At 42.6% G+C, this 7,993-nt stretch carries 8 protein-coding genes; 4 read left to right on the top strand and 4 right to left on the bottom strand.

Going from position 1 to position 7,993, the window contains the following annotated elements; all coding sequences use genetic code 11:
- Nucleotides 1–16: 16 nt before the first annotated feature.
- From BLO53_RS18460 to BLO53_RS20040, 3 genes are all read right to left on the bottom strand, one after another.
- Nucleotides 17–1,636, bottom strand: coding sequence for an IS1634 family transposase (locus tag BLO53_RS18460; protein ID WP_092063818.1), 1,620 nt, complete (start codon nucleotides 1,634–1,636; stop codon nucleotides 17–19).
- 95 nt (nucleotides 1,637–1,731) lie between these two features.
- Nucleotides 1,732–2,355, bottom strand: coding sequence for a hypothetical protein (locus tag BLO53_RS18455; RefSeq protein WP_207648490.1), 624 nt, complete (start codon nucleotides 2,353–2,355; stop codon nucleotides 1,732–1,734).
- Nucleotides 2,356–2,521: 166 nt separating this feature from the next.
- The gene (locus BLO53_RS20040) at nucleotides 2,522–2,626 is read right to left on the bottom strand and encodes a hypothetical protein (protein ID WP_176757364.1); all 105 of its coding nucleotides are present in this window, start codon (nucleotides 2,624–2,626) and stop codon (nucleotides 2,522–2,524) included.
- A 748-nt stretch (nucleotides 2,627–3,374) separates the two neighbouring features.
- Here BLO53_RS20040 and BLO53_RS18445 point away from each other — a divergent pair.
- The 4 genes from BLO53_RS18445 to BLO53_RS18435 all read left to right on the top strand — a co-directional run bounded on the left by BLO53_RS18445 (nucleotide 3,375) and on the right by BLO53_RS18435 (nucleotide 6,378).
- Nucleotides 3,375–4,961, top strand: coding sequence for a transposase (locus BLO53_RS18445; RefSeq protein ID WP_092065083.1), 1,587 nt, complete (start codon nucleotides 3,375–3,377; stop codon nucleotides 4,959–4,961).
- Nucleotides 4,962–5,034: 73 nt separating this feature from the next.
- Nucleotides 5,035–5,253 (top strand): hypothetical protein, encoded by a 219-nt coding sequence (locus BLO53_RS18440; protein WP_143003288.1) that lies wholly within the window; start codon nucleotides 5,035–5,037, stop codon nucleotides 5,251–5,253.
- Between the two features lies 1 nt (nucleotide 5,254).
- Nucleotides 5,255–5,398: a hypothetical protein gene (locus BLO53_RS19380; protein ID WP_176757363.1), complete on the top strand. Its 144-nt coding sequence runs from the start codon at nucleotides 5,255–5,257 to the stop codon at nucleotides 5,396–5,398.
- On the top strand, nucleotides 5,395–6,378 hold the full coding sequence (locus tag BLO53_RS18435) for a PstS family phosphate ABC transporter substrate-binding protein (protein WP_092065080.1): 984 nt from the start codon (nucleotides 5,395–5,397) through the stop codon (nucleotides 6,376–6,378). The genes BLO53_RS19380 and BLO53_RS18435 overlap by 4 nt, the downstream gene beginning before the upstream one ends.
- A gap of 43 nt (nucleotides 6,379–6,421) precedes the next feature.
- Here BLO53_RS18435 and BLO53_RS18430 read toward each other — a convergent pair whose 3' ends face one another.
- Nucleotides 6,422–7,708, bottom strand: a complete 1,287-nt coding sequence (locus tag BLO53_RS18430; protein ID WP_092065076.1) for a GNAT family N-acetyltransferase — start codon at nucleotides 7,706–7,708, stop codon at nucleotides 6,422–6,424.
- Between the last annotated feature and the right edge of the window lie 285 nt (nucleotides 7,709–7,993).

Genomic DNA, 7,993 nt, shown 5'->3' with positions numbered 1-7,993 from the left:
AACCTGGATTCTCAGATTAACATGACGAGGTTGGTAATGCCACTCCGAGAGTCGTGTATATATCAGCCTGCTTGTCCAAAAGCTCACCAATCCTGAGCGCACGCTTTTCGTCCTCGTAACACTCAAGGACATCAAGCTTATCAAGCAGCTGTTGCATTGTGTAAGTTTTATATAAATCTGTTTCCTTCATCTTGTGATCAAGGTGAGAAATCAGAATTAGTGCTATAAACTCGTTGAATATTTTGCCATCGAGATTCTTCTCTGACTTAGTGAGAAGCCTTCTCATGTTGAGCCTCTCCTTGAGATTGCCAAATGCTTTCTCTACAACATCCTTCATCCTGTATAGATGAAGAGCGGTAAAGGCATCCATCTTCTCGTTAGTGATAATGGCAAAGTATCCTATGTACTTACGAGCAGCTTTGATTTCATCTTCTTTGTAGTAGACCTGTCTTCCACGGACAGGAGTATCCTTTACTTCAAAGAAGCGGGCGTAAGCTTTCTTGTGGTCCTCAACCGGTTTGCCGGAAAGAAGCTCATTGCAGTAGTCCATGATACGCTTGTCAAAAGCCTGCTCTTCATCAGCACCTCTTTCGATGCTGTAGAAATAGTGGATGTAGATCCGGCGTTTCTCTTCGATAGTATCGCCCTTATATGGCCTGTCCTGAGTATAATTCCACTCAGCACTGACTGTAAGCCCATATGTATTAAGGCCTTCGTCGAAGTTGTTGAACATACGGATATCATCATAAACCTCATCAAGATTCTTCTTGATGAGCTTCAGGGAGAGTTTGACTCCTACAAGGAATTTCACGTGCTCCCTGTACAGACCATTGATGTTGTCCTCAGAGTAAAAGCCTCTGTCCATGACAAACTTGGTCTTGCCAAAGCCCAGGATATCCAGATCCTCAAGAAGGTGCTTGACCGTCTTTGAATCAGGGATGTTGCCGGCAAGCTTGCGGTAATAGAACGGAAGACCGGATTTCTCTCCGAACACAAGAAGGAGATTTATCTGAGGAAGCCTGTCGTTTTCCTTGTTCTTGCCCCACTGAGCCTGCTTAAGAGTTTCTGAGTAGCTTGAGAAGCTGGAGCTGTCATAAGCCCAGTACTCATCCTCGACACGTCTCTTGGCCTGTAACCGCAAGAACTTGGCTATCTGATCATCAGTGATGGATGCGAACATCTCACTGCTTCTGGGTGAAGCTATATCTTGTCCATAAGGATGCTTATGGGTAAGATTCCATTTTTCAAACCTGTATAGAGGATTGTTATCCTCAAGTACAAGGTAAAAAGCTACTGACAAAAGCTTTTTGTACATATCCGGAAAGCACTGCTTAAGATCAGCTGTAAGTCCTATCTGATCAGCAAACTGCTCCAGAAGATATGTGGCGCCAAAATAAAGGTGCTTTGTCTCAGTATATGTGACCGGGCCTGTTCTGGCAGGCAAAGCTTTAGGAGTCTTGGACTCGCCTTTCTTTGCGCGTCCTCTGGTAGGGATTATCTCCCCAGAGACTGGGTCAACCTTTCCAATGCAGACACGCTTGGACCTCGACTGCTGTTTCTCCTTGTCCCAGTAATAGGTTGTCTCGTAAGCGTAGGTAATACCGGATCTTTTGTCAGTTTGTGTAATGATTGCCATCGCCCCACCTCGTCATGTTTTCTATAATTATTATAAAACATGACGATGCAAAAATCAAGAGAGAAATGGCAATAAATTCAGTATTTTAGCGGATTTCAGAAATCTGTGACGAGGTTTTCATCGTCACGTTTCCGAGAATCCAGGAGCAAAGCCTTGGTGTTCTCGATAGTCACAATGCTGTGCTTATCAATTGCTCCAAGGTCCCATTCCTTAAACTCAAAATCAAGGAGCTGTCTGATTCTATCCTCAGAAAAAGAATCATCGTAAACATCAGGTATTGAGTAGGAATGACCTGCTTTTAGGATTTCTATTAAGTTTTTATCTTTGGAAAACTCGCGGAACAAATGGTAATTAACCACATAGCTTTCGTGGGAGAACTGCTTCTTTTTCTCAACCTTATCCTCTTCCGTCAGGGATAGATAAAAAGGCGCATAAATCTCCCTACAGGAGCAAATATCCGTCAGAACGTGAACTATATACCCCAGGAAAAAATCTCTCTCATACCCAGAATGGTTATTGGCATAGAATTCTCTTACGCTACAAAACCACTCATCAAATTCATCTTCGCTTGTCACCTCTCCCCACTTAAGGCCCTCTGCGAAAAGATGGCTTTTCTCTTTTAACTTTGGAGAATAATCAGGATTTGCATGAACTGCATCAGGCGCGACTGCACCTGCCATATATGTCGAATAATCCATTGGAAAATCGAAATATTCCAAGACCCTTTCCCCAACTAAGACATGCGTCATTGTATATGCCATGTTAACAATTTCCTTCCCCCGAATTAGCACTGGCAGTATTTTTGATATTATTTTTATGATTATATCCAAGAAAGAAGCGGTTTACAACCAATTTTTGATTGTAAACCGCCGTAAATTTGGGTTCTCACAAAATCTTTTTTGCCTCAGTGCACCATTTAAGGTATGCTTCATAGGTCTGAATTCCGAAAGTCACTGTCAGATAGTAGTGGGGGTGATCTCTGTTATACAAATGGGCCTTTAAGTTGTCGCGAATTATCTATTTGATACATTAATGCAATACCAATCTTATCGTGAAGAAGTTAGCGATATAATGCGTACATACTACTGCTAGAGACAGAGAAAATAAAAAATAATAGTAGCCCGAATTTTGCCTTACTGCTAGATTTGAATAATCTTCGATTTTTTTAGTAACACCGCAACCGATTTCCTTATCATAAACTAGAATAACCGCTGCTTATTACGGCTCTAATACAAGTATTTCAAATTTGCTAGTAAAAATAAGACAGAATTACTTTTCAAATCACTTTTAAAACCGCTCAAGGCTACTATAAAATCAGCTATTTTATAAAATCTAGCAGTAACACTTTTTATCGCCTAAGTAAATTTTTGATATTTTCAAAAATAAGCAGTAAAAAGTGCACTAAATATTGTTAGATAATTATCAACTATAGTCAGATACATATCTGAAGATGTTATATACATTCCAAATTCCATTTTTGTTTCAATTTAAATCCCGAATATGATAAACTAAAACTTTCCCAAATCGTCGGACTATAGGTTAAGCCCCTAAATCCGCGGTTTGTTACTAAATTGTAAAGAAAATGAGTGCACCAAAGGTAAAAATCCTTGGTAAACCGCATCATTTTCCTGAATTTTTACTGCACCTTGATATCAGATTTTTGTAAAATGGGACATCAAAAGCTTGATTATATAGTCCAATTGTGCTATAATAGGACTATATAAAAGGAGGCTTTCATATGCCAGTTCCAGCAGATATCCGTGCAGTTCCCAGACCAGTAAACACCATCGTAGATGACAGTGGACGTGACGGCCCAAAGCGATATGCCGTACGTGAAAGAGCATCAATCAAATATGTTGCAGGCAGAAATCCCCAGCCGCGCAACGGAAAGGTTGTCGGGCATATCATAAATCACGAGTACGTTCCTGTTGAAGCATCCGTATCGTCCGCTCCTGTAATTCCGGATATGCTGTCCTACGGGTCTTCTGCTCTTGTCCGCTCGGTAGTAGGCGACATTGAAAAGGATCTGCTGGCGGTTTATGACCCTTCTGATGTCTATGCGATCATGGCTGTTGCATCGCTCAGGGTCATTAAACCACAGGTTACTGACAGCCGGCTTTCGACTCACTACAACCGTTGTTTTGTCTGTAAGGACTATCCTGGTGCAGCCATATCTAAAAACTCTGTCAATAAGCTGTTTAACAAGATTGGTATGGATGGGGCTAGACGCAGGATGTTTTACCAGCTGCGCATGAAAGCCACATCCGCTGACCATCACATAGCAATAGATGGCACTCTCAAGCAGGACACAAGCATTGTCAATGATCTGTCTGCATACTCTTACAAAGCAAGAGTAAGAGGCTGCAGCGAGGTATCTGTTCTCTATGCTTATGACATTGAGCTGATGGAACCTATCTGTGCTGAAATATTTCCAGGCAACAGCATAGACTCAAAGTCATATCCTGCATTTATACGCGACAATGACATCAAAAGAGGAATCATTGTTGCAGATAAGGGCTTTCCTCCGAGCAAGATTAAGGAAGAGCTTTCGGAAAGACCTGATCTTCATTTTCTTACACCTATCAAGCGGAATGACAAGCGCATCTCTGATAATGACATGCTCTCGTTTGACGGTGTGCTTGCGGGCATTGATGCCCATGTTGTTTACAAAAAAGCCAGAATAAAAGGCGGCCGTTACCTATACGCATTCAAGGATGCGAAGAAGGCTGCGAAGGAAGAAGCAACTTACCTTGCAAATGCCAAGCGTAAAAACACTTTTTCTCCTGAGAAGTACGCAGAGAAAAGAAATACGTTCGGCGTAATGGTTCTTGAATCCGATCAGGATCTTGCTCCTGAAGTGGCTTATAAATGCTATCAGGACCGCTGGCTTCTTGAGATGGTATTCAAGCGCTACAAAAGCGATGAGTGTCTCGACCATACAGGTGAGCAGGGCGACTTTGCAGTAATAGGCAGCGAATTTGTAAACTTCATCTCAACAGTTGCAACCTGCAGGATCATCCGCAAAGCAGAAAGTGCAGGGCTTCTGAAACAGATGTCCTATGGCGAACTGATGGATGATCTGTCATCAGCATGGCGCAGGACAGATGCACCTTCCGCACCTTCATCTGATGATGGATACTGGGTGCATACGATACAAACAGTTACAGAAGAGCTTGAAGCTCTTGGCTTATCAAAGCCAGCACCAAAGCCTGAACCCAAGAAACGTGGACGTAAACCTAAACCAAAGGATCAGGTTGCGATAAAACCCAAGCGACCTCGTGCCCGCCCAAGAAAGGACACTAACCCTTCTGCCGGAAATCTATAGTCCGGCAGATTGGGAAACTTTTAATAAACTTAATCCAATATTTTATCAATAAGTAATGGGGCGTATGAAAACTATGACAGTATTGTACATCATCGCGGGGGTAATAATTCTTAACCTGTTATTATCCGTGGTTTTCTTTATTCTCGAAGGCAAAATAGCAAAACAGGAAGGTCGCAAAAGAGATCCCAAGATCACAACCTGGCTCTGTGCAAGCCTGGTGTTTTTCATGATAGCAGTGGGCCTTGTGGTTTTACTATATCTTTTAGTAGCAGCATTTATGGCGAGTATGTGATATGAGCGACAAGAAATTCTATAGAATACTAATTATCATAATGATTCTGGGACTTATTCTGACCTTCGCCCACATGGCCTACATTTACTTTGCTTTTCAGAAATCTTCAATAATCTATTACATTTCAAAGGAGCTCTGGCTATGAAAAAGAAAATCCTGATTCTTGCCACTGCTTTGTTTTTCCTGCTTTTCAATGGCTTTTTATATGTAACTCTTACCATGAGGCTTGGCAACAACTACAGTGGCACCTCCCAGCTAAAAATGGTGGACGTAGGCAAGTTCCTGCCCTTTGAAGAGGATTCAGAACTTGCAAGGACCGGTTCATCTCTCTACTTTACTAGCGAGGATGACCTTCCTGTTCTGGACGGTGCTGCTGCCCTTGTGCCGGTCTATGCTTCAGTTATCGACAACATCTACCCTGAAGGCTGCGTAACCTATGAAGGCGGTGTATTTTCTGATGACAATTACTATGGAGAAAACTTTGCTGATGACAGCGTAATGCAGTATCAGAACACCATCCGCGGCTTTGACGCTCTTGTAGACGGGTCAGTAGACTTGTTTTTTACTGCCCATCCATCAAAAGAACAGTTGGAATCTGCTGCCGAGAAAGGCGTAGAACTTGAGATTGTTCCCGTTGGCCTGGAAGCCTTTGTGTTCTTTGTTAATTCCAAAAATCCTGTAGATGACCTTTCTGTTGAGAAGATAAGAGGTATCTACCGTGGCCAGATCAACAACTGGAAAGAAGTAGGCGGCCCAAACCGCACCATTGACCCAATCCTTAGAATAAAAGGCTCAGGAAGCCAGACCATGATGGAGAAATTCATGGAAGGGGACATGATCACAAAACGAGATCCCCTGGATGTATTCGGCGCTTCCATCGGCTACTCCTTCAGATACTATCTGTCCGGAATGATTGCCAACGACAACGTCAAAATGCTGTCCGTTAATGGTGTTTATCCAAACGCAGAAAACATCAAAAACGGCTCCTATCCTATATCTGCCAATTTCTACGTGGTCTACAGAAAAGACAATGACAACCACAACGTAAAGCGGCTTGTAGACTGGCTTTTAACCGATGAAGGCCAGGCCATGATCGAAGGATGCGGCTATGTAGGCCTTAAGTAATATAGGGTAAACTTTATTATAATACTGATTTTATCTATATTTTTCAGAATCCTTTCCTGGCATGCTCAATAACTTCCTGCAAAAGAGCTATTCTCTTCTCCAGTTGTGCCACAAATACCTTATCTGCGGTCTTTGTTCCACGTCTAAGTGATATACGCCAGTTGGCCTTATCTATCTCTTTTTCGCAGGATTCTATTATCTCTGAGTTGGTCTTCTCGTTGGTGCAATCCCCAAGAACCATGGCGGTTCTGATCATATCAAACCTGTCGATATCATCGCAGTCCCTGACAGATATCTGAAAAACCGTCATATCTTCAGGAAGTTTGTCCGAAAGGTCATGCCTTTTAACGCCCATGTATATTTCATCTCTGTACTGAGGATCATAGTCTATTGCCTCCAGATAAGCCTTTACTATCTGCGCACTTACATAGGCATGGACATTGAATCCGCCGTAGTTATCGCTTTCACGGTAGCCCACATCATGTAAAAGACATGCCATAACAAAGGGCTCTTCTGGAAGCCCCTCTGCTTTTACAAGCATTTTGGCATTTTCTGCAACGCGGATGCAGTGCTCGTAGCGGTAAAGCATATCTTCTCTGCCTGGAGCAGGCTCAAGCATTTCATAGAGAAAAGTCTTGGCATCCTCAAGGACGTTTGCCGGTTTACTGTGGCGGGAAACTATCTCTTTTGCCCGGTCTGAAAGACCATCCCCTTCAACAATCCCTTTCTCAAAAGAACAGGTGGTCAGCGCTTTCTTCACATCGATGTTGTAGTCAACCACCATACAGTTGGCCTCGTGATGGTCGAAGTACTCTCTGACTCTTTTGCCGCCAAAGGCTTCCATAGTCTTCCAGGAAGCAGGATTATCCAGGTCAGCGTCCATGAATACCAGGTCGATTCCATGCTTGTCGCAGACTTTAAGCGCAAGATAGAGATTGATGTTGTTATAGCCCTTGCCCCTCTCAGTAGGCCTTATGGCATAGCCGATGTGACCGCCGTATTCCTTGAGCTTATCGTTAAGGGCAAGGCGGATGTTGCTCATGCCAACGATTCTGTTATCTCTTTCTCTTACGAGGAAAAAAGTACGGCTTGGAACCTTTTCTTCATTGGGCTTCATGTTGGCCTTTTCTTCCAGAAGATCAAGCCATTCCTGGTAGTTATCAAGGTATCTGTGGAGGCCGCCAGCGCCGTTAATATCAGAATTATGCTCGTAAAACTCGTTAATATACTCTATGGCGTCATCTTTCCTATCAATACCTGGCACCTCAAAACGAAGCGTTTCATACCCCCTTCTGGAATAAAATCCAGCCTGCAACTGCTTAGTATTCATACGTTTCCCTCACCCTTTACATATTTGGAACAGTATAATACAAAATGCAGGAACTATCTATATTTTCTGAGGTTTTTGCGTAAATTATCTGATTCTGACTAAAATCTTCCTCCTAATGATACAGACCTTTTCTACTTTATATACATTCAGGCCATAAATCATATTGCACATATATCCAAATTCCATATATTTAATTAAAAGTTTCCCAATCTGCCGGACTATAGATTTCCGGCAGAAGGGTTAGCTTCCTTTCTTGGGCGACCACGTGGCCGCTTGGGTTTTATT

This window comes from Butyrivibrio sp. INlla14 (assembly GCF_900102515.1).
Lineage (GTDB): Bacteria > Bacillota > Clostridia > Lachnospirales > Lachnospiraceae > Butyrivibrio.
Note: the sequence above shows the minus strand (reverse complement) of the source record. Positions and strands in the feature narration are given on the sequence as shown.

Bases quoted from the DNA above. Each gene is read 5' to 3' on its own strand.
- BLO53_RS18460 (WP_092063818.1), bottom strand. From the start codon at position 1,636: ATGGCAATCATTACACAAACTGACAAAAGATCCGGTATTACCTACGCT.
- BLO53_RS18445 (WP_092065083.1), top strand. From the start codon at position 3,375: ATGCCAGTTCCAGCAGATATCCGTGCAGTTCCCAGACCAGTAAACACC.
- BLO53_RS18440 (WP_143003288.1), top strand. From the start codon at position 5,035: ATGACAGTATTGTACATCATCGCGGGGGTAATAATTCTTAACCTGTTA.
- BLO53_RS19380 (WP_176757363.1), top strand. From the start codon at position 5,255: ATGAGCGACAAGAAATTCTATAGAATACTAATTATCATAATGATTCTG.
- BLO53_RS18435 (WP_092065080.1), top strand. From the start codon at position 5,395: ATGAAAAAGAAAATCCTGATTCTTGCCACTGCTTTGTTTTTCCTGCTT.
- BLO53_RS18430 (WP_092065076.1), bottom strand. From the start codon at position 7,708: ATGAATACTAAGCAGTTGCAGGCTGGATTTTATTCCAGAAGGGGGTAT.